The following is a 21,474-nucleotide window of genomic DNA, read 5'->3' on the forward strand; positions in this document are numbered from 1 at the left end:
AGATGTCCGGCAGGACAGAGGGGGGTGCTGTCCCGCCGGCTTACCCATTGAGATCCGCGCGGCCGCTTGACCTGGTCTTCCGGTTTAACGCTGCAGCTTCAGCCCGAGGTAGATGCTGTTGGCGGTGTAGTTGCGCCCGGGCAGATTGCTGGTCAGCTTTTCGGTGCGGGCGCGGCTGGTGAGGCCGACATAGCGGTTCAGCCACCAGGTCAGCCCGGCCTCGGCGCTCAGCGTCATGTCATGGCCGTCGGAGCCGGTGTAATTGCGCCAGTCGAGGCCAAGGGCGGCGTTGCCGGTCAGGTCGGCGCGGATCTGCCGCTCGCCGGTGAGGCGGCCGGAATAGAGGATGTCGCCGCTTTCATTGGCGGTCGTCGTGCCTTCGATCATGGTCTGCGCGGTGAGGCCAATGATGGTGCCGCGTTCGGGCGACCATTTGAGGTCGGCATTCACCGACGCACCCGAATTCGCCTCCAGCCGGTTGTCGTCGATCGCTTCCCGGAGCCAGCCGGCCGAGAATTCACCGGCCAGTTTCTCGCCCATGTCGACTTCGACACCGGCGCGCGCGCCAAGCCGCGTCGATGACCGCTCAAAGCCGCTTGAATCGACGCGCAGATCATAGGCGCGGCGGCCGACTTCGACTTCGGCGAAAGGCGTGATGGCGGGCGAAATCTCGTAGCCGGTGCGCAAGGTCGCTGTGTAGAGGGTGGAATCACGATCCTTCTGCGACAATATCGTGCCGTTCGTCAGCTTGGCGTCGCCGTAGATGTCGTGGGAGACCGCGCCGGTCAGCGCAAAGCGCAGCTTGCCGACATCTTTCTTAACGGCGAGGCTGCCGTCGACGGTCTGGCGGATCGGCTGCGACGTGACGCCGGCAATGGCGTCGGGCGAGGACGCCGATTCCGGCGCAATCTCGTAGCCGAGCTTTGCGATGGCGCGCAGTTCATTGTCGAGGTCGACATTGAGCGTGCCTTCGATACGGCCACGCCCCTCATTGATCTTCTGGCCCGAAATGGTGTTGCGGAAGTTGCCGTAGCCGTCAATGACCGCCGAGTTCTCGCGCCAGTCGGAGGTGGCGGAGAAGCGCAGCGCCGTTTCGGACAGCACCGCCGACTTGCCGCCAGCGCTGGAATCGGCGTTCGAGGTGACGGTAACGCCCTGCTCCAGCGTCGGCCGCAGCAGGAAGGAGCCGACCTTGATGCCGGTTGCCGCGTACGGGTCGTCCTCGGGCTTCTTCTTCTGGCCCTCGATGGCATCGGTGCGCTCGGCGCCAGGGTCGAGCTTCTGCCGGTCGACGCTGTCGATGGTGAGGGCGCGGCGGTTGGCCGTATCCTGGTCGGTGTCGTCTGCCGCAGTGCTGGTCGAAGTCGTTCCAGTGGTGGTTTGGTCCGTGGTTTGGCCAGGCTTCTTCTTGTCGGCAGCCTTGGTTTTGTCCTTGGTCTTGTCCGCATCGGCGGCGCGTTGTTTTGCCGTCGATGGCCGGCGTGGCTGGACGGTTGGCGGCTGATCGGCGAACGAGTCGTCGGTAGCTGCCGGCGGGTCGAAAATGCTGTTTGCGCCGGCCTGTGACGGGTCGGTGCCGTCAGGCAAGGCGCCATCGCTGGCCGGCACATAGGCGGTTGGCGTGTTTTCCGTGGGGGTGGTGTCGGCAGGCGCCGGCTTGACCTGCGTGTTGGCCTTGCTCAATTGCCTGGCCCTGCGCTGCTGGTCGGACAGGATCGCCGATTCCGAGACTTCACCGCGCAACTCGGTTTCCTGGGCATGAAGCGCAGTTGGCCGCAGCAGAGCGAGCACGCTCGTCGCCAGAAGCAGAGCGCAAAAGGCTCCGCCCGTTCGACCTTTTTTCTTTTCAGGATGGGCCCGCGACATCGTCACCACTGCTTGCGCGGCGCAAGCGCGCCATACTTACCGAACCGTAAACGGGGATGGTTAACGGAGGGTTGAGGGGGTGCCTGTCAGACCTTGCCGGACGGCAATTCTGTTGGACAGGCGAACGGCAAAGCGCTAAGCGCATCAGCCATGCATGCGGGATCCCCAGAAAAGAAGCCTTTGGAGGCTTCGATCGCCTCGGCGCTGAGAACGGTAGCCACGGAACAGGCCGGAGTGGCGGCGTTGGCCGCCGCGCTGGAAAACGGACTGGCCGAACCCTTCGCCCACGCCGTCGACATTATCTCGCGCATCGATGGCCGGGTCATCGTCACCGGCGTCGGCAAAAGCGGCCATATCGGCTCCAAGATCGCGGCTACGCTGGCCTCGACCGGCACGCCCGCCTTCTTCGTCCATCCGGCGGAGGCCAATCATGGCGATCTCGGCATGATCGCCAAGGATGATGCCATCATTGCCATGTCATGGTCCGGCGAGAGCAAGGAATTGATGGGCATTGTCGCCTATTCCAGGCGTTTTTCGATCCCGCTGATTGCGATTACCTCCGGCGCGACTTCGGCGCTGGCGCGCGCGGCCGATGTGGTGCTGCTTCTGCCATCCGTGCCGGAAGCCTGCCCGCACGGCCTGGCGCCGACGACATCGACGCTGCTGCAATTGGTCGTCGGCGATGCGCTGGCCATCGCGCTGCTCGAAGCGCGCGGTTTCACCCCCGACCATTTCCGCACCTTCCATCCTGGCGGCCAACTCGGCGCCAATCTGACGCAGATCCACGAGATCATGCATGTCGGTGACAGGCTGCCGCTGGTGGCTTCGGGCACCGGCATGCGCGAGGCGATCCTGGAATTGTCGAACAAGGGGTTCGGCTGCGTGGCCATCACAGCGGCCGACGGAGCGCTGGTGGGCATCATCACCGATGGCGACATCAGGCGCCACATCGGCAGCAATCTCATGGAGATGAGCGTCGATCAGGTGATGACGAAAAAACCGAAGACGGCCACACCTGATACGCTGGTGGCGACCGCGCTGCAGACCATCAACAACTCGGCCATCACCAGCCTGATGGTTGTCGAGGGAAAGCGGCCGGTCGGGCTGGTCCACCTGCATGATCTGTTGCGCATCGGCGCTGCCTGAAAAATTAAGGGCGCTTCACGGTCGGGAAGCCCTACGCGACGCGCCCTGATTTTCCATTCCGAAAGCGCTGCGCGCCTTCAAGCGTTCAGACAGCCTCGACCGTCAGTTCCAGATCGGTGTCGGCCGAACTCACGACGCGCACCTGCGTGCCGGCCGGCAGGTCAGGGCCGGAGACGCGCCACAGCGTGTCGCCGAGCTTTATGCGGCCGCGGCCGTCCTTGATCGGTTCGGCAAGGGTAGCCATCTTGCCGACCAGCTGCGCGCCGCGCCGGTTGAGCAGCGGCTGGTCACTCGGGACATTTCGTCCGCCAACCAGCTTCTTGCCGGCGAACGCCGAGACCAGCGACAGCGCCAGGAAGGCCAGCACCTGGACTTCCCAGGTCCAGAAGCTTGCGCCCCAGATGAGCAGGGAAATCAAGCCGATCACCAATGCGGCGATGCCGATCCACAGCATGAAGATGCCTGGCGCTATGACCTCCATCACTAGGAGGACGAAACCAAGAACCATCCAGTTCCACGGGCCAAGTTCGGAAATAATGCGGTCGAACATGGGAGTGTGCTCCTACTTCCAGTGGAGCATGATCTTGTCCGAAAACCGGTTCCCACTTTTCGGGATCATGCTCCTATGATCTCAGTTCTCGCCTAGCCTCAATTCTCGCTTGGACGAACCACCGGAGGGCGGGCAGCCTGCCGCGCGGCGCCGGCGGTGCCTTCGCTGCGGAACACCTCCTTGGCGATCTCGCTTATGCCGCCGAGCGTGCCGATCAGCGCCGAGGCTTCCATCGGCATCAGCACGACCTTGCTGTTGTTGGCGGTGCCGATCTTGCCCATCGCTTCGGTGTATTTCAGCGCCACGAAGTAGTTGAGCGCCTGCACGTCACCCTTGGAGATCGCTTCCGACACAACCTGGGTGGCGCGGGCTTCGGCCTCGGCCGAGCGTTCGCGCGCTTCGGCATCGCGGAAGGCGGCTTCCTTGCGGCCTTCGGCCTCGAGGATCTGTGACTGTTTGAGACCTTCGGCGGCGAGGATCTGCGCGCGCTTGTTGCGTTCTGCCGTCATCTGCCGGCCCATCGATTCGATGAGGTTGGCCGGCGGATTGATGTCCTTGATCTCGACGCGGGTGATCTTGATGCCCCACGGATGCGCCGCTTCGTCGACGACGCGCAGCAAGCGCTCGTTGATGGCGTCGCGGTTGGACAAGAGTTCGTCGAGGTCCATCGAGCCCATGACGGTACGGATGTTGGTCATTGTCAGGTTGAGAATGGCGTTCTCCAGGCCGGCGACCTGGTAGGCGGCCTGCGCGGCATTGAGGATCTGATAGAAGGCGATGCCGTCGACACCCACTATGGCGTTGTCGCGGGTGATGATTTCCTGGCTCGGCACATCGAGCACCTGCTCCATCATGTTCATCTTGGCGCCGATACGGTCGACGAACGGCACGATGAGATTGAGGCCGGGGCTTAGTGTTTTGGTGTAACGGCCAAAGCGCTCCACCGTATAATTGTAGCCTTGCGGGATTGTCCGGATGCCTTTGATAAGAAGCACCAACACCAGAAAGGCAAGCGCACCAATTGCAATACCGAAACCACTGAAGTCCATTTGTATCTCCCTCAGATGCCGGCCATGGCGTTGATTCCATGCAACCGACTTCACCAAACACTTAGGTGTGTTTCAATAATGTTACAATCAGGTGATCGCTGATTATTAGCGCGTGGAATAGCACAACAGGAGCGATCGATCGCCGAAATGCGGCGGCCTCAGACCCAGCCCGACAGCTCGCGCCGCACCATCGCCTCGATGACCGCCATGCCCTCGGCGCTGTCGTTGAGGCAAGGGATGTGGGCGAATTTCTCGCCGCCGGCATGGTGGAAGGTTTCCGCCGCCTCGCGGCCGATCTCGTCCAATGTCTCGATGCAGTCGACGGAAAAGCCGGGATTGAGGATGGCGATCGATTTCACGCCGTCCTTCGCCAGTTTCTTGACAGTCTTGTCGGTGTAGGGCTGCAGCCATTCCTGCGCGCCGAAGCGTGACTGAAAGGTGGTGATCAGCTTCTGATCGCTCCAGCCGAGCTTTTCGCGCAGCAGCCGCGTCGTTTCCAGGCAATGCGCGCGGTAGGGGTCGCCCTTGTCGGAATAGGGTTTGGGGATGCCATGGTAGGAGGTGATGACCACCTCCGGCTCGAAGTCGAGCGTTGCCAGATGCCGCTCGATCGAATGGGCGAGCGCCTCGATATAGACCGGCTCGGCATAGTAGGGCGGCACGCTGCGGACCGCGGGTGCGGCCCGCATTTTCATCAGGGCGCGAAACAGCTGGTCGTTGGCGGTCGCGGTCGTGGTCGCCGAATATTGCGGGTAGAGCGGGAACGACAGGATGCGGTCGCAGCCCTGCGCGACCAGCTTTTCGGCAACGCTCGCGGTCGACGGACTGCCGTAGCGCATCGCCCAGTCGACGATGACATCGGGCAGGTCGGTGAGCGCCGCAGCCAGCTTTTCGCTCTGGGCGCGGGTGTAGGTGCGCAGCGGCGACTCGTTCCTCTCCCGGTTCCAGATTCTCGCGTAATTGGCGCCGGACTTCTTCGGTCTCGTCGTCAGCACCAGGCCGTAGAGGATCGGATACCAGATTGCCTTGTTGAGCTCGATAACGCGCGGATCGGAGAGGAATTCACGGAGATAGCGCCACATCGGCTTGAAATCGGTGCCGTCGGGCGTGCCGAGATTGACCAGCATGACGCCGATCTTGCCCGGCCTACTGCCCGCCTGCGCCGGTGCACGGCCTGACGGCAGCGGCTCGGGCGCTTTCGCGGCTTTGGGGGCAAGGGTCATGGCAATTCTCCGGACACGGCGCGAAACTAACGACGCCGCGCCGGTTTTCAATGCCACGTCTGGCCGCACCTTGTCCGAAAAAGCAACACCCGCCCGGCGGACCGGGCGGGTGTTTCGAATTCCAGACCTGCGTTACTTGGCAGCCGGCGGGATGGTCAGGGTCGCGCCTACAGGAAGCCGGCGCGGCTCAAAACCCTTGTTGGCCTCGGAGATCACCTTCCATTTGGTGCCGTCGCCATAGGCCTTCTTGGCCAGATCCCAATAGGTATCGCCGGCAACGATGATATGGCTGGTCTCGGCCGGGGCGGGCGTTGCAGGTGCAGCCTCAGCCGGTTTTGCCGGAGCAGGCGCAGCTTCGGCTGGTTTTGCCGGTTCGGCTGGTGCCGGCGTTGCCGGGGCGGTTTCCGCCGGGACAGTCGGCGGCGTGGTGGTGATGTCGCCGGATCCTGCCGGCAATGCGGGCATCGCCGGCTCGGCTGGCTTGGCCGGCTCGGCGGCCGGGGCAGCCGCCACGGTAGCCGCGATCTCGGTGATGCGGCCGTCGAGTTTCGGCGTATAGGGCCGGTGTGCGGCGAGATAGTCGGCGACCACCTGTTCCAGGCCGGGACCGTAATCATAGGCGTTCTTGGCCTTGTCGGCGAAGACCTTGTAGCCGTCGCCGCCCTGGCGGACATAATTGTTGGTGGCGACCAGATAGTCCTTGTCCGGGTTGATCGGCGCCCAGGCGCCGCCTTCCATCACCTCGACCGACTTGACGCGGCCGGCATTGGGCGCGACCGACTTGTCGAAGGAATATTTGAGACCTGCGACCTGCGGGAAGCGGCCGGCGCCGTCCTCGACCTGGCTGACGCCGTTTTCCAGCCCGGCAACCAGATCCTTGCCGGAAATCTGGAAGGTCGCCAGCGTGTTCTGGAAGGGCAGCACGGTCAGCACCTCGCCCATGGTTACGGTGCCCTTGTCGATCGAGGCACGCAGGCCGCCGCCATTGGAGACGACGATCTCGACGCCCTGTCCCTTGACGCGGTCGAGGATGGCGTCGGAGACGAGGTTGCCCATCGCGCATTCCTTGGTGCGGCAATTCTCGCGGCTGCCGTCGATGGCCTCGGTGGTCTCGGCCACTTCCTTGTTCTTCAGCGCCTCGATCGGGGCGCCCAGCTCCTCGATGCGGGCAAGCACGGCCGGGTCCGGGGTGATCGACTTGTCGAGGAAGATCGGGTCGCCGCTGGCTTCCTTGACGTTGCCGTTGTCGTCGAACACGACCTTGAATTCACCGAGATATTTCGAATAGGAGGCCGCCTGCACCACCGGCACCTTGGAGCCGTCGGGGTTGTCGACCATGGTCGGATAGGGTCCTTCCGCCTTCGGATCGGTGTTGGACAGAAGCGAATGGCTGTGGCCGCCGACGACCACGTCGATGCCGGGGATTTTGGCGATGACGTCGCGCTCGCGCCTGTAGCCGATATGGGTGACGGCGATGATCTTGTTGACGCCTTGCGCCTTCAGCTTCTCGACTTCCGCCGTGATCGACTTGACGTCGTCGGCGATGGTGATGTTGGGGCCGGGCGAGGCGAGTTCCGGCGTGTCATTGGTCACGGCGCCGATGATACCGATCTTCTGGCCGCCGACCTCAAGCACGATCGACGGCTTGATCTTGCCCGAGGCGCCAGACTTGTCGTTGGCCACGACATTGGCGCTGACGACCGGGAACTGCGCCTTGTCGAGGTAGGGCACCAGCGCGCTCTCGCCATCGTCAAACTCGTGGTTGCCAAGCGTCACCGCGTCGGGCTTGATCTGATTGAGAAATTCCTCCTCCGCTGTGCCCTTGTAGGTGATGTAGAACAGCGATCCCTGGAAGCTGTCGCCTGCATTGAGCAGCAGCACGTTCTGGCCTTCGAGCTTCTTGCGCTCCTGGGCGATCGCGGTGACCAGCCGGCCGGCGCCGCCGATGCATTCACCCTTGGTTTCTTCCTCGGCCGAGCAGGTCGACTCGTATTTGTTGTTGCCTTCGATGCGGCTGTGCCAATCGTTGAAATGCAGGATGTTCAACGTGTAGTCGGCAAAGGATGGTGCGGCCGACAGGCCGAGCGTCGAGGCAGAAAGGGCGGCAATGGCAGCGAGCTTCTTCATCATCGTCTCCTGGATGGAACCTGATCAAAGCGTTCAACGCTCTTGCTTGACTGCAGGATAACAGCCAGCTTTTGGTCATGTTCACATCGCGGTTGTAGCGATGCAAGAAGAATCAGGGCGAGCGAAATCGGCATCGGTTTGCCGGCATAAAAAAGGCGGCGGCATCACGCCGCCGCCTTTTTAGAAGGCTATATCAGACAGGCTCAGCCGCGCCTGGTCAGGACGAAGTTCTGGCCGGCGGAGCTGGTGCAATTCAGCTGGTTGATGGACACCAGCAGGCAGTTGAAAGCGATCGGCTGCTGCCGGATCAGCGAGGTTCCGTTGATCTCGACCGAGGTGGCGCCGGTCTTGGTATAGCTGCCATCAGCGAATTTCTCGCCGGTCTCTGCCGAAACGGTGGTGAAGACGCCGCCGTTCAAGGTCGAGACCGCCTTGCCTTCGGCGTTCAGCCATGAGCCTTCGACGCCTCGCGACTGCGATGAGATCGGTGGTCCGTCGGAACCGCCGGTGGTGCAGGCGGCAAGCATCGTGGCAAGAGCGCCCGCCGCGCCCGCCGAAAGAATTTTGCGCGCAATCGTCATATCAAATCCTCTCCTGGCGCATCGGCCCAATCGCCAAACGACGTTTGGGAACACGATGTGCGTGGCCTCAAGTTTCCAGAGCGGTCCCTCGTGCGCCCAAATGGGCGCACACTGCTCTCGTCCGCATCCCTTCAATCGCCCGATTTCCGGGCGATTGCAAGGCAGTGAGGCAGGGGTAGGGAACCGCTATCGGACGAGGATGTTGCGGAATTGCCACGGGTCGTTTTTGTCGAGGTCCTCGGGGAAGAGACCCGGACGGTTATCGAGCGGCGTCCAGTCGGTGTAGTAGCCCTTGACCGGCCCGAGGTACTGGGACTGCACTTCCAGGCAGCGCTTGTAGTCCATCTCGTCGGCCTCGACGATGCCGGCCTCCGGGTTTTCCAGCGCCCAGACCATGCCGGCGAGCACGGCCGAGGTGACCTGCATGCCGGTGGCGTTCTGGTAGGGGGCCAGCTTGTGGGCTTCCGCCAGCGAGAGCTGCGAGCCGTACCAGTAGGCGTTCTTGTCGTGGCCGTAGAGCAGCACGCCGAGTTCGTCGACACCGTCGACCAGCTCGTTCTCGTCAAGCACGTGATGGACGGGCTGTGCCTTGCCTGCGGCGCCGAACATTTCGTGGAGTGACAGCACGGCGTCGTTGCAGGGGTGATAGGCATAATGGCAGGTCGGGCGGTAGTGGACCTTGCCCTTCTTGCCACGCACGGTGAAGAAGTCGGCGATCGAAATCGCCTCGTTATGCGTCACCAGGAAACCGTATTGCTCTCCCGGCGTCGGGCACCATGAACGCACGCGGGTGTTGGCGCCGGGCTGTTCGAGATAGATCGCCGCCTTGGAGCCATGCTTGTGCTTCTGGCCGTTCTTCGGCATCCATTTCTCATGCGTGCCCCAGCCGAGTTCGGCCGGCTGCAGGCCCTCAGAGATGAAACCCTCGACCGACCAGGTGTTCCAGAACACGTTCATCGGCTTCGGCTTCTTGGTGCGCTGGGTGTCGCGCTCGGCGATGTGGATGCCCTTGACGCCGGCCTTCTTCATCAGCTTGGCCCAGCCGTCACGGTCGTCCTGTGCCGGCTCGGAAAATTCGAGGCCGAGATCGCCGGCGAGGTTAAGCAGCGCCTGCTTGACGAACCACGAGACCATGCCCGGATTGGCGCCGCAGGTCGAAACCGCGGTCGCGCCGCCGGGCTTGTCGTGCTTTTCCTTGATCATGGCTTCGCGCAGCGCGTAGTTGGTGCGGCTTGCATTGTCGGCCTTGGTGTCGAAATAGAAGCCGAGCCACGGCTCGACGACGGTGTCGATGTAGAGCACGCCGAGCTTGCGGCAGAGCCGCATCAGGTCGACCGAGCCGGTATCGACGGATAGATTGACGCAAAAGCCCTGGCCGCCACCATTGGTCAGAAGCGGGGTCAACAGCTTCTTGTAGTTCTTCTCGGTCACGTGTTCCTGGACGAAGGCGATGCCGCGCTCGTCGAGCAGCTTGCGGTCGGTGTCACGCGGGTCGACGACCGTCATGCGCGACTTGTCGAATTTGAAATGACGCTCGATCAGAGGCAGCGTTCCCCGTCCGATCGAACCGAAGCCGATCATCACGACAGGGCCGGTGATTTCACCGTAAACGGGCCAGTTTTCATTCGCCATTTTATCGAGCACTCCTTCAAAAAACCCGGGAAATTGGGGCAAACATGCGCAAAACCGGGCATTTTTTTGCCCGGCAACCAAGCGCTACATCACAGATCATTGTCACAAACCAGTGAAAAGCGCCAACTGGTGGCTAGCCGTCATTGGCCATGTGGTTAAGGACGCCAATCAACCGGTCGCGGTCGGCGGTCATGCCCTTGTAGTCGAGCTGAGCCTCGTCCAGCGCCAGCAATTGCGCGGCGAAAGATGCGGCAAGCGTTGCCCGGTCGGGATGCCGCGCCAGCATTTTCAGCGGATCGAGATGGATGCGGATGGTGAACAAGATGTCGCGCGAGGAAGGCAGCTTGCGCAGCGTCTGGCGCTCGACGCGGATGAAGGCGTGTGCGTTGACGTCGCCGTCCGGAAAGCGCGACGGGCGGTTGGTGGCACGGTCGATGCGCTCGACATTGGAGAGTGGATGATAGAGTGCGTCGTCGGCCTGGATCGACCAATTGAAGCGCTCGACGGCCTGGCCCTGGAGGCCGTCGAACATGCGGTTGATGAGTTCGGCTGGCCTGGTGCCCGGACCGAAACCCGGCACCGGTGCGTGAATCTCTTGCAGCGGCCGACCGAATTTTTCGACCAGCAGCCAGGATGAGGGGAAGCACAGCGACCCGGCGGCGAGCCGCCAGCCGCTGTCGTCGCGGCGCATCAGGATCAGGTCTTCCTGGACGAGCAGCGAGGCTGCGACCAACGGGGCGTCGCTGAAGACATCAATTCTGTTGCCTTTGGCGCCGATGACCTCGATCCCGGCGCTCGTGCGCCGATAGGTTTCGGGAAATGTCGCCATCAGATGCGCTTCGATGAGGTCGCGCACTTCGCGCTGGGCGTCGCGGGTGCCGTCTTCCTCGACAAACACTTTGTCAGGAATTTCAGCATAGAGCCGCCGCTTCTCGGCGAGATGGTCGACGAGGTGCCCGTCGACTTCGATCCATTTGTCGAGCTCGAGCGGCTTCAGCCCGATGGTGAAGAGCTTTGACGATCCGTCATAGGGCGTGTGGGTGGGCTGACGAGAATTCATGCTTTGCTAGAAAGTGTCCAATGCCGGCGGTCATTCTCGCAGCCGCTTCGTATCAGGCCAATGTTGCCGGGATCAAGCCGCGCAGCGAATTGCCGACGAACAGCGCCTTGGCGGATTTCAAATCACTATAGCTGTAGATCGCTTCCTGGGCGCGGCCTTCGTCCAGCAGCTCGGCGCGCAATACGCCAGGCAGCAGGCCGCAGTCGAGCCGGGGTGTCATCAGCACGCCATCGCCGAAATCGGCAAAGACATTGGTGATCGTGCCTTCGCAGATCTCGCCGCGCTCATTGGCCAAAAGCACCTCGTCGGCGCGAGTAGCGAGGTATTCGGCACGAGCATTGATATAGACCTGCCGCCGGCTGGTCTTGTGGCGCAATAGCGTATCGCCGGAATTGAGCCGGATCCGCGCCAATTGCAGCCGCCAGACCTTGTCGGCAGCGAGCGCCTCGTAGGGCTGAGCCGCAGCTGTCACCTCGCCATTGCGCTGCAAGGCGAGACGGGCGCGCAGTGCCGTCTGCTGCCGGCCAACAGTGTTTGCCAGCACCTCGCCGATGCGCGGCGGATCGCAGGCAAAGCCCAGTTCTTCCGCCGAGCCGTAAAGGCGCGCGAGATGGCGCTCGAAGCGGAGGAAGCCCGGACTGGGCTCCCAGCGCATGGTCTCGATCAGCTCGAAGTCGGCGGTGTTCCCGTCGCGAAGCGCGCCTTCAGCAGACACTCCTGATACTCCTCCTCGGCGGTCGAATCGAAGACGACGCCGCCACCGACATTGTAGACGGCCTCGCCGCTGGAAAAGAGCGAGATGGTGCGGATCGCCACCGAAAAGCGCATCGTGCCGCCGGGCGCGATCCACCCGATGGCGCCGCAATAGACATCGCGCGGCGTGGCTTCCAGATCGTGCAGGATTTCCATGGCACGGATTTTTGGCGCCCCGGTGATCGAGCCGCAGGGGAACAGAGCCGCGAAGATCTGGCGGACGCCGAGATCGGGCAACAGCTTCGCCCTGACGCGGCTGACCATCTGGTGGACGGTCGGGTAGCTCTCGATGCGGAACAGTTCCGGCACCTCCAGCGTGCCGACCTCGCTGATCAGCGAAATGTCGTTGCGCAGGAGATCGACGATCATCCGGTTCTCGGCCTGGTTCTTCTCGTCATTGCGCAAGAACGCCTTCAGCCGCGCGTCCTCGGCCTTGGTCGCGCCGCGCGGCGCGGTGCCCTTCATCGGATGGGTTTCGATCATGCCCGCAGCGTCGATCTCGAAGAACAGTTCGGGCGAGCGCGACAAGATAATGGGATCACTGAGCGAAATCAGCGCGCCGTATTTGACCGGCTGGCGCCCGGTCAGCGCGTCGAAGGCGGCCAGCGGATCGCCGGACCACTGCGCCTGGACCGGAAAGGTCAGATTGCCCTGGTAGCAATCGCCCTTGCGGATGTGATCGTGCAGCCGCGCGAAGCGTTTGGCGTAATCCCGCTCTGACCAGACGGCCCTGGCGTCGAAGATCGGGCCGTTGCTGGCCGGCGCGTTGTTCTGCGGCACCGCCTGTTCAACCGGGGCGTCGAACACGCCGAGACAGACCAGCGGCGCGCGCCGGCCCTCGGGGAGCAGCGGCACCAGTTTCGGTTCCAGCAGGTAACCGGCTTCGTAGGAGAAATAGCCCGCCAGCCATTTGCCGGCCTCGGATGCCGCCTGCGCAGCCGCCAGCGCCGGCAGAAAATCCTTGGCATCATAGGCGACGATGATGTCGGCCGGGCGGTCGAAGACCAGCTGACGGCCGCTTTCGTCGTTGCGGAAAATGGCAGAGGGCAGGGGCATGGGGCTCGGATGCTGCGGTCAATGACGCCACAACCGCTCTATATGGGGGCCGGGCAGCGTGCAATCGAGGGAGCGGCGTCGCAAGGCGCAAAGACGGTGGCGCTTGCGAAAACAAAAGCGGCGCCCGAAGGCGCCGCCTTGTCGGCCTTATTGCCGATGATCAGATCAGGTGTTGTTGGCGGTCCCGGCGGTCGGGAACTGGCGCGCGAATTCCTTCTCGTCGCCGGCGGCAAGCAGCTTGGCCTGCTCGATCCACTTTTCGCGCGCGATGCGGCCATCGAAATTCAGCGTGTCCTCGATGCGCTTGACGTCGGCAGCCGACCAGGCGGCGATCTGGGCGTAGGTCGTGACGCCAAGGCCCTTGAGCAGTTTGTCGTTGACCGGGCCGATGCCGATCAGGCGGCGCAGATTATCAGCCTTCCCATCTGCCGGTGCGGCCTTCTTCGGGGCTGCGGCGGGCTTTGAAGCCGCGACCTTGGGCGCGGCCTTGGCGGCGGCAGGTTTGCTGGCTGCTGGTTTTGCGGCCGCGGATTTGGTCGCAGCTGGCTTGGCGGCGGCAGGTTTGGCCGCGGCGGGTTTGGCGGGCGCGGCCGGCTTCGCGGCCGGGGCGGACTTGGCCGTTGCGGATGTCGACACGAGTGCGGCCGGCGCCGAGGTGGAAGGCTTGGCAGACGGAGTCGATGTTTCGCGCAACCGGCGTTCGAGATCGGCGCGAGTCTTGCCGCAGGCGTCGAGTTCGCCGGTCAGGCGATCGGCGTCGGCGCGCAGCCTGTCGCGCTCGCTGCGGGTGCGGTCGAGGTCGCCGCGCAGGCTGTCAAGCTCACCGCGCAGCCGGCCCCAGATAAACCAGCCAACCAACACACCTACAAGGAACGCCAGGACAATGTAGAAGAAGGTCATCGTCTCTCTCCAGTCGGACCCGTCCGCCGCCGCCTCAAGTCATGACCTTGGCAGATCGGATCATCCAATGGTGGTTCGGCGGTTCACGGAACAGCCGGTCTGTCGTCGACTGCCGGCGCCCGGCTTTCCCGCCCATTGCCAACCGTCGCTGTCGCATTCGCCAGACCGCTGCCATGGCCGGAATGCTGTCCGGCCTGAGCCGCGCGCCCGGCTGAGCTTCAGTCGGAAAGGCTATCATACGGATTCTGGAAAGCTAACGGAAAATTTCGCCGGAGAGTTCTTCAAGAACAGATATTTAGAACAAGAACAGAGCTGCCGTCACATGCATTCCGGCTAAACTGTTCTGCGATTTCGTAAAGTCGAGGCCGCCGGTGAATCTATCGTTTTGCGCCGCCCTGCCACGGGGTGCGAGGCGTCAACTGTCGAGCGCTTCCAACTCGTCGATCAGGCCGCCGATCACGCCAAGGCCGATCTGCCAGAAGGCGGGGTCGGTGGCGTCGAGGCCGAAGGGGGCGAGGAGCTCGGAGTGATGCTTGGTGCCGCCGGCCCGAAGCATCTCGAAATACTTGTCCTGGAAGCCGTGCTCGGCATTCTGGTAGACCGCGTAGAGCGAGTTCACCAGGCAGTCGCCGAAGGCGTAGGCATAGACGTAGAAGGGCGAGTGGATGAAGTGCGGGATGTAGGTCCAGAAGACCTCATAACCCTCACGCAGCTTGATCGCCGGCCCCAGGCTTTCGGCCTGCACCTCCAGCCAGAACTGGCCGAGCTTGTCGGAGGTCAGTTCGCCGTTCTTGCGCTCGGCATGCACCTTGCGCTCGAACTCATAGAAGGCGATCTGGCGCACGACCGTGTTGATCATGTCCTCGACCTTCTGGGCGAGCATGGCCTTGCGCTCCCGCTTGTCGGTGGTCTGGTCGAGCAGCGAACGGAAGGTCAGCATCTCGCCGAACACCGATGCCGTCTCGGCCAAAGTCAGCGGCGTCGAGGCCATCAGCGCGCCCTGGCCGCCGGCCAGCACCTGGTGCACGCCATGGCCGAGCTCATGCGCCAGCGTCATCACATCGCGCGGCTTGCCCATATAGTTGAGCAGCACGTAAGGGTGCGCCGAAGGTACGGTCGGATGCGCGAAGGCACCAGGCGATTTGCCGGGCCTGACCGGCGCGTCGATCCAGTTGCGATCGAAGAAGACACGAGCGATCTCCGCCATATCAGGGGAAAAGCGCTGATAGGCCGACAGCACCGTGTTCCTGGCGTCGTCCCAGCGGATCACCGCTTGCGGCGTTTCAGGCAAGGGTGCGTTGCGGTCCCAGTGGTTCATCACCTCCATGCCGAGCCAGCGCGCCTTCATCGCGTAGTAGCGATGCGACAGGCGCGGATAGGCCTCGCGCACGGCCGACGCCAGCGCATCGACCACGCTGCGCTCGACACGGTTGGCGAGATGGCGTGAATCGGCGATGTCCTCGAAGCCGCGCCAGCGGTCGGAAATCTCCTTGTCCTTGGCCAGCGTGTTGGTGATCAGCGTGAAGGTGCGCAGGCTCTTGCGGAAGGTTGCGGCGAGCGCCTCGGAGGCGCGGCGGCGGACCTCCCCGTCGGCGTCCTGCAGGCGGTTCAGCGCCGGCTCCAGCGTCAGCTCCTCGCCGTCTATGTCGAAGCGCAGATCGGTCATCGTCTCGTCGAACAGGCGGTTCCAGGCGCCGCGCCCGGTGATCGACTTTTCATGGAAGAGCTGCTCGACCCGGTCCTCGAGCTGGTAGGGCTTGTCCATCCTGAGGTCGAGCACCCAGGGCCGGTAATGCGCAAAGCCGACGTCGGCGGCGAGGGCGGCTTCGAGCGCCTTGTCGTCGATCAGGTTCAGCTCCAGCGCGAAGAACAACAGATGCGCGCTGGCGTCGGTCATCTTCTCCTGGATGTCGCCATAGAGCTTGGCGCGCTGCGGATCGGCGGTGTTGCCGGCATAGACGAGGCCGGCATAAGAGACGATGCGGCCGATCAATTCTTCCAGCGCCTCGTAGGCTGCCAGCGCCTCGCCGAGCTTGCCGGCGCTGCCGCGCTCGGCCTCCGCGGCCAGCGTGCCTTTCCAGCGGTTCTCGAAGGCGACGGCATCGGCGGCCGCCTTGGCGAGGTCGCGCTTCAGTTCGGGCGCCTCCATGCCGGAATAGAGGTCGGCGAGGTTCCATTCCGGCAGGTCGCCGAGCTCCGCCGCGCCCTGACCGGACGCTGCCGCTGCAAGCTGCCGACCGAGAATCCTGCGCATCAACAATTACCTTCTGGAATCAACGGGAAAGGACAAGCCGGTCAAATCCTAAGGAATTCGTTCACCGGGTTTTTTGAAACCTTATTTAGAACCCTGTGCCAAGATGATCCATGGGGATTTCCCAGGCGGGCAACTCAAATCAGTCATGACAGGTTCCATTCTCATAGTCGATGACGATCCCGTGCAGCGCCGGCTGCTCGAGGCGGCGGTGACGAAATTCGGCCACAGCGCCATCGTTGCGGATGGCGGCGAGGCCGGCCTGGAGGCCCTCGACGGACCCAGCGCGCGCGATGTGTCGGCGGTTATCCTCGACCTTGTCATGCCCGGCCTCGACGGCATCGGTGTGCTGAAGGCGATGCGCGAGCGCGGCATCACTGTTCCCGTCATCGTGCAGACTGCGCAGGGCGGCATCGAGACCGTGGTTTCGGCGATGCGCCACGGCGCTTTCGATTTCGTCGTCAAGCCGGCTTCTCCCGACCGGCTGCAGACCGCGATCGGCAACGCGCTCAAGGTCGAGGCGGTCGAGGACGAGGTCAAGCGCACGTCGCGGCGGCGCGGCGGCCACCTGACCTTCAAGGACATGATCACGCACAGCCCGGCGATGGACCGGGTGATCCGCCTTGGCCAGAAGGCGGCTGCCTCCAACATTCCGATCCTGATCGAGGGCGAATCGGGTGTCGGCAAGGAACTGGTGGCGCGCGCCATCCAGGGCACAGGGGATCGTCGTTCAAAACCCTTCGTCACCGTCAATTGCGGCGCCATCCCCGACAATCTGGTCGAATCGATCCTGTTCGGCCACGAGAAGGGCTCGTTCACCGGCGCCACCGACAAACACACCGGCAAGTTCGTCGAGGCGCATTCGGGCACGCTATTTCTCGACGAGATCGGCGATCTGCCACTCGATGTACAGGTCAAGCTTTTGCGTGCCGTACAGGACGGCGAGGTCGATCCCGTTGGCGGCCGTGCCACGGTGAGGGTCGATATCAGGCTGATCTCGGCCACGCACCGCAACCTTCTGCAGCAGGTCAAGGATGGGAAGTTCCGCGAGGATTTGTTCTATCGGCTGAACGTTTATCCGATCTTCGTGCCGCCGCTGCGCGACCGGCGCGACGACATCCCCTATCTGGTCAAGCATTTCATGGACAAGGTGGCGCCGGCGGGCCATCGCCTGCACGGCATTTCGGAAGCCGCACTGGCCATGCTGCAGGCCTATGACTGGCCGGGAAACATCAGGCAGCTGGAAAACGCCGTGTTCAGAGCCTCGGTGCTTGCCGAAGGCGACGTGCTGACACCAGACGAATTCCCGCAGATCCGGGCGCAGGTCGATGGCACAATCAACCTCGACGCCGACGCGCCCCTGTCGGACTCCGGCATGGCCTGGAGTAGCGAATCGCAAGGCGATAGCGCGCAGACAGATGACGTCGGCACTGTCGCTGCCGAGCTAGATCCTCCGGCCAGGCTGCTTCAGCGTTTCGGCACGCTGAGGGCGCTGGACGAGCGCGGCAATGTGCGTGCGCTGGCCGATGTCGAACTCGAAATGATCAAGCTCGCCATCGACCACTATAACGGCCAGATGAGCGAGGTAGCCCGGCGTCTCGGCATCGGCCGCTCGACGCTCTACCGCAAGCTCAAGGAATACGGCATCGACCCGGAAACCGGCCGCCTCGACCGCCTTGCCTCCTGAAGCGCATCGCGTTTGAACGGATTCAGGCGACGCGCTTCAGGTCTTTGCATTATGCATGTCGTTCTCTCAAAACCGGGACCACTTTTGAGCGACATGCATTGGAAAACCGAATTCCACAGCTTGCCAACGCAAGGTCGGGACCAGCTTGCCAGGCAATATTTCCGCACTGCATAAGGGGTTGCGGCGGGAATATGGCCGATGCGAACAGCCGTGTTCACGCATTAAGGCTAACGGTAACAGATCGTGTTGCGGGAAAAGGCTGAATCTTGATCTAAACCAGCAGTTTACCAAGAAATCCTGTGTATTATTTTTGACGGGATATCGCCACGGTGTTACCGCATTTCGGCTTCAATAAGCGATGATTAACCATTAGGATCGATATTCGGATGTGAGAACCACGCATCCGTTTGGGCAAATCCGGGGACAAACGGCAGCCTGCAAGGCCTTTTGATTTGAACAAAGTCGAACGACACAGAAACGGGCGGCACTATCACATTGGCGTCTGGCCGAGATGGCTGGCAGCGGTGATTGTTGCGTTCGGGTTCCTTGCCGCAACTGCTGTCGGCGGCGCCAGCGCTGAAACGCGCTCGCTCAAGCTCTATCACCTCCACACACATGAAAAGGCCGAGATCGTCTACAAGCGCAATGGCCGCTACGATCCGGAAGGCCTCAGGAAGATCAACATCATCCTGCGCGACTGGCGTCGCAACGAACCGACCAAGATGGACCCGCGCCTGCTCGACCTGGTGTGGGAAGCCTACCGGCAGGCGGGAGCTACCGATTATATCCAGGTCGTCTGCGGCTATCGCTCGCCGGCGACCAACTCGATGCTGCGCAGCCGCAGCCGGGGTGTCGCCAAGGAAAGCCAGCACATGCTGGGCAAGGCGATGGACTTCTACATTCCCGGCGTGCCGTTGAAGAAGCTGCGCAACATCGGTCTCAAGATGCAGGGCGGCGGCGTCGGCTATTATCCGTCGTCGGGTTCGCCCTTCGTCCATATGGACGTCGGCAATGTGCGCCATTGGCCCGGCATCAGCCGCCAGGAACTGGTCAGCCTGTTCCCCAATGGCAAGACGCTGCATGTGCCGAGCGACGGCAAGCCGTTGCCGGGCTATGACCAGGCGCTCGCCTCGTACAAGGCGCGCAAGGGCGCCGGTTCTCCGGCCATCATGATGGCCAGCGCTGGGGGCAGCTCCAAGAAATCTGGTGGGTTCCTGTCCGCTTTCTTTGGCGGTGGCGGCGAAGACGAAGCCGACGACAGCGCCGATGTCGCGACCGCCGCGCCGTCGCCGAGAAGCGTGAAGCCGGTCCTGGCTGCCAAGAGCAACAACAACAGCGATCTGCCCGGCATCGCGATCGTGTCGCCGCAGAACGCCAAGCGCGCCAATATTCCGCAGCTTGCCGACGACAGCGCGGACGATTCCGAGCCGCAGCAGGATACGCCGGAGACGATCATCGCCGCACTCCCAGCCAAGGAAGTGCCGCTGCCTGATTTCGCGCCGCGGCCGAAGGCCGATGTCGGTGCGCAGCAGCCTGAGACCGTGCCGTTCGGCGTGGCCGATGCCACCACCGAACAGACGGTGGCAACGGCGCAGGCGCCTGCTAATGTGCCGTTCGGCATGGCCGATGCTGGCGCCACCGATCAAGCCGCCGCTCCGGCGCAGGTTGCCGTCAACGTCCCGTTGCCGACCTGGCGTCCCGACCGCTCTTCGCCGCCGGCTGAGCTTGCGCAGCAGGACAAGGGCGTGCTGCTGGCGCTGGCCGATACGGCCGCCCACCAGCAGACCGCAACGGACGCCTTCTCGGTGCTGCCGTCGCAGCGTCCGGATGAGGTCAAGGCCGTTCTCGAACAGGTCAGTGCCGCTGACACCGCCGGTGTTACCGATGACTATCAGGTCGCCTCGCTCGAGCCGCGCTCGGCGTTCAACGATCCGTCAGGCGTCGATGCCGCAACGCCGCGCGGCGCCATTGCCGCCCGTCCCGCCGGTACCGATCCGGCCTCAGTGATCGGCGCCGGCGTGAAGACGACGCGCAAGGAAGCCAGGGCCTCAGCCCGCGACCTGAAGCCAGGGCCGAAGGCCGTGGTCGTCGCGGCGGAACCGCAGGCGGCGCGCTGGGCACTGAGCAGCGGCGAGAATATCGCCACCGTTTCCAGCCCGACGACAGCGCCGCGCTATGCCTACAACATCGTGCATACGCCGCCGAGTGAGGTCTACACCGCAGGCTTCCAGTCCGACAACCAGATGGCCGACGCCAACCGCTTCACCGGCAATGCCGTGAAATTCCTTTCAGTCGCCCGCTTCCAGACGAAGTAACGGCTCGACACGGACAGGTATCAAAGCCGCGTTGGGAAAACCTGCGCGGCTTTTTGTCGTGTGGCAGAACGCGCAGGCTGGCTTCCAGCGCGCCAGAATGCTAACCACCGGGCTGCATTCCCGCTTCGTCTAATGGTAGGACAGCGCCCTTTGAAGGCGTGAATCGTGGTTCGAGCCCATGAGCGGGAACCAACTTTCGATCTGCGATCGCAGACATTTGTGCCACGCCAGCCCGGGCGATCACGCGAGACTGAACTTCTCGTGAAGCCGGAACGACTCAGTCTGTTGCAGGTTAGGCGTCGGCCATCGCATTGGCAACGGTTTCGGCCGCAATCGCCCCGACACAGGCTGCGACCGTTGTCATCAAGACCAACAACCACATGCACATGCACAAGAAGCACTGCCGGACCAAGTGGGTCACGACCTGGCGGCATCACCAGAAGATCGTGAAGAAGATTACGGTCTGCGGCTGACCGTATTTCTGGAAGCAGCAACCCGGTCGGCGTAAGCCGGCCGGATTTTTCGTGCCTGCGGAGGCTACTTTCCGAGCTTGCTCGCGGCCCGTGCGAGCGTCTCGATCTCATCCCACTTGCCGGCCTTGACCAACTCGTCCGGCGCCACCCACGAGCCGCCGACGCAGATGACGTTGGGAAGGCTGAGATAGTCGGCGGCGTTCTTGGCCGAGATGCCGCCGGTCGGGCAGAATTTTACGTCGGCCAGCGGCGAGGCGAAGGCCTTCAGCGAGGCAATGCCGCCGGACTGTTCGGCCGGGAAGAATTTCAGGAAGCGCAAGCCAGCCTCGCGGGCGGCCATGATCTCGCCGGGCGTGATGGCGCCTGGCAGCAAGGGGACGTCACTGTCCTTGGCTGCTGCCAGCAGCTCACGCGTGATGCCGGGGCTGACGATGAATTTCGAGCCGGCCGCCGCTGCCTCGTCGAACTGCTTGGCATCGAGAATGGTGCCGGAGCCGACAATGGCGCCCTCGACCTCGCCAGCGACGCGGCGGATCGCTTCCAGCGCATCAGCGGTTCTCAGCGTGATCTCGATCGCCGGCAGGCCGCCGGCGGCGAGCGCCCGGGCTAGCGGTACGGCGTCCGCGACATTGGCGATCTTCAGCACCGGAATGACCGGCTGGCCGTTGAGCAGCGACAGGAGCTTTTCGGTCTTGCTGGGCATTGGCTTGTCTCTCCGGCAACGATGATTTCAACCGATTAGCAGAAGGCAGATTCCGAGTCCACGAAACCCGGCCTGCCGCGATGTCACATGTGTAGGCCGACG

Annotated in this window: 16 protein-coding genes and 1 tRNA gene; 4 read left to right on the forward strand and 13 right to left on the reverse strand. The window is 63.2% G+C overall.

Features of this window, described 5'->3' with window-relative positions; translation table 11 throughout:
• Nucleotides 1–84: 84 nt before the first annotated feature.
• Nucleotides 85–1,866 (reverse strand): outer membrane beta-barrel protein, encoded by a 1,782-nt coding sequence (locus tag H0241_RS11105; RefSeq protein ID WP_181057458.1) that lies wholly within the window; start codon nucleotides 1,864–1,866, stop codon nucleotides 85–87.
• A gap of 150 nt (nucleotides 1,867–2,016) precedes the next feature.
• Here H0241_RS11105 and H0241_RS11110 point away from each other — a divergent pair, with 150 nt between their 5' ends.
• Entirely contained in the window at nucleotides 2,017–3,012 is a 996-nt protein-coding gene (locus H0241_RS11110) for a KpsF/GutQ family sugar-phosphate isomerase (protein WP_181057459.1), read from the forward strand.
• Between the two features lie 85 nt (nucleotides 3,013–3,097).
• On the opposite strand, the gene H0241_RS11115 is transcribed toward H0241_RS11110, so the two are convergent.
• The 11 genes from H0241_RS11115 to H0241_RS11165 all read right to left on the reverse strand — a co-directional run bounded on the left by H0241_RS11115 (nucleotide 3,098) and on the right by H0241_RS11165 (nucleotide 16,197).
• Nucleotides 3,098–3,562: an NfeD family protein gene (locus tag H0241_RS11115; protein WP_181057460.1), complete on the reverse strand. Its 465-nt coding sequence runs from the start codon at nucleotides 3,560–3,562 to the stop codon at nucleotides 3,098–3,100.
• Between the two features lie 98 nt (nucleotides 3,563–3,660).
• Nucleotides 3,661–4,611, reverse strand: coding sequence for an SPFH domain-containing protein (locus H0241_RS11120; RefSeq protein ID WP_112559280.1), 951 nt, complete (start codon nucleotides 4,609–4,611; stop codon nucleotides 3,661–3,663).
• Between the two features lie 158 nt (nucleotides 4,612–4,769).
• Nucleotides 4,770–5,834, reverse strand: a complete 1,065-nt coding sequence (gene hemH, locus H0241_RS11125) for a ferrochelatase (protein WP_181057461.1) — start codon at nucleotides 5,832–5,834, stop codon at nucleotides 4,770–4,772.
• 132 nt (nucleotides 5,835–5,966) lie between these two features.
• Nucleotides 5,967–7,961 carry a bifunctional metallophosphatase/5'-nucleotidase gene (locus tag H0241_RS11130; RefSeq protein ID WP_181057462.1) on the reverse strand — a complete coding sequence of 665 codons (1,995 nt, stop codon included), beginning with the start codon at nucleotides 7,959–7,961 and terminating at the stop codon, nucleotides 5,967–5,969.
• Nucleotides 7,962–8,164: 203 nt separating this feature from the next.
• Nucleotides 8,165–8,542 (reverse strand): hypothetical protein, encoded by a 378-nt coding sequence (locus H0241_RS11135; RefSeq protein ID WP_181057463.1) that lies wholly within the window; start codon nucleotides 8,540–8,542, stop codon nucleotides 8,165–8,167.
• A gap of 186 nt (nucleotides 8,543–8,728) precedes the next feature.
• Nucleotides 8,729–10,174: a homospermidine synthase gene (locus tag H0241_RS11140; protein ID WP_181057464.1), complete on the reverse strand. Its 1,446-nt coding sequence runs from the start codon at nucleotides 10,172–10,174 to the stop codon at nucleotides 8,729–8,731.
• 133 nt (nucleotides 10,175–10,307) lie between these two features.
• Nucleotides 10,308–11,234 (reverse strand): heme-dependent oxidative N-demethylase family protein, encoded by a 927-nt coding sequence (locus tag H0241_RS11145; protein WP_181057465.1) that lies wholly within the window; start codon nucleotides 11,232–11,234, stop codon nucleotides 10,308–10,310.
• Nucleotides 11,235–11,286: 52 nt separating this feature from the next.
• Nucleotides 11,287–11,949: an aminotransferase class IV family protein gene (locus H0241_RS11150; protein WP_181057466.1), complete on the reverse strand. Its 663-nt coding sequence runs from the start codon at nucleotides 11,947–11,949 to the stop codon at nucleotides 11,287–11,289.
• Entirely contained in the window at nucleotides 11,898–13,043 is a 1,146-nt protein-coding gene (locus H0241_RS11155) for an aminodeoxychorismate synthase component I (RefSeq protein ID WP_181057467.1), read from the reverse strand. The genes H0241_RS11150 and H0241_RS11155 overlap by 52 nt, the downstream gene beginning before the upstream one ends.
• Before the next feature lie 165 nt (nucleotides 13,044–13,208).
• The gene (locus H0241_RS11160) at nucleotides 13,209–13,943 is read right to left on the reverse strand and encodes a proton-conducting membrane transporter (RefSeq protein WP_181057468.1); all 735 of its coding nucleotides are present in this window, start codon (nucleotides 13,941–13,943) and stop codon (nucleotides 13,209–13,211) included.
• A 415-nt stretch (nucleotides 13,944–14,358) separates the two neighbouring features.
• A complete protein-coding gene (locus H0241_RS11165) occupies nucleotides 14,359–16,197 on the reverse strand; it encodes a M3 family oligoendopeptidase (protein ID WP_181057469.1) in 1,839 nt (612 codons plus the stop codon).
• A 145-nt stretch (nucleotides 16,198–16,342) separates the two neighbouring features.
• On the opposite strand from H0241_RS11165, the gene H0241_RS11170 reads away from it, so the two are divergent.
• The 3 genes from H0241_RS11170 (at nucleotide 16,343) to H0241_RS11180 (ending at nucleotide 20,388) form a co-directional block, all read left to right on the forward strand.
• Nucleotides 16,343–17,881: a sigma-54-dependent transcriptional regulator gene (locus H0241_RS11170; RefSeq protein ID WP_181057470.1), complete on the forward strand. Its 1,539-nt coding sequence runs from the start codon at nucleotides 16,343–16,345 to the stop codon at nucleotides 17,879–17,881.
• A 494-nt stretch (nucleotides 17,882–18,375) separates the two neighbouring features.
• Entirely contained in the window at nucleotides 18,376–20,196 is a 1,821-nt protein-coding gene (locus tag H0241_RS11175; RefSeq protein WP_181057670.1) for a DUF882 domain-containing protein, read from the forward strand.
• Between the two features lie 118 nt (nucleotides 20,197–20,314).
• Nucleotides 20,315–20,388 (forward strand) — tRNA-Gln (locus tag H0241_RS11180).
• 345 nt (nucleotides 20,389–20,733) lie between these two features.
• Here the strand turns inward: H0241_RS11180 and H0241_RS11185 are convergent.
• Nucleotides 20,734–21,372, reverse strand: a complete 639-nt coding sequence (locus H0241_RS11185) for a 2-dehydro-3-deoxy-phosphogluconate aldolase (RefSeq protein ID WP_181057471.1) — start codon at nucleotides 21,370–21,372, stop codon at nucleotides 20,734–20,736.
• Between the last annotated feature and the right edge of the window lie 102 nt (nucleotides 21,373–21,474).

The sequence above is a fragment of the Mesorhizobium neociceri genome (assembly GCF_013520985.1).
GTDB lineage: Bacteria > Pseudomonadota > Alphaproteobacteria > Rhizobiales > Rhizobiaceae > Mesorhizobium > Mesorhizobium neociceri.